This window comes from Psychrobacter sp. CAL346-MNA-CIBAN-0220, assembly GCF_040309805.1.
Lineage (GTDB): Bacteria > Pseudomonadota > Gammaproteobacteria > Pseudomonadales > Moraxellaceae > Psychrobacter.
Genome location: NZ_JBEOPF010000271.1, coordinates 1 through 273, shown reverse-complemented (window position 1 = coordinate 273; position 273 = coordinate 1). Strand labels below are relative to the sequence as shown.

The following is a 273-nucleotide window of genomic DNA, read 5'->3' as shown; positions in this document are numbered from 1 at the left end:
GCATATAGAGTTTGCAAAACAAAATGGCGAAACAATTGTATTTACCAATGGCTGCTTTGATATTTTGCATGCTGGGCACGTACGCTATTTAGCACAAGCAAAAGCGCGTGGCGATAGATTAGTGGTGGGGCTAAATAACGATGCGTCTATATCACGATTAAAAGGCGCCGATAGGCCAATTAATCCGCTAGATGAAAGAGCTATGGTATTAAGTGCACTTTCCTCTGTTGATTGGGTTATTCCATTTGGTAGTGCGGATGAAAATGACACACC

1 protein-coding gene is annotated in these 273 nt (G+C 42.1%); it reads left to right on the top strand.

All coding sequences use genetic code 11. From position 1 onward, the window contains the following. Positions 1 to 4: 4 nt before the first annotated feature. On the top strand, positions 5 to 273 hold a 269-nt coding region (locus AAEY88_RS13610), incomplete at its 3' end, for an adenylyltransferase/cytidyltransferase family protein (protein ID WP_350563245.1).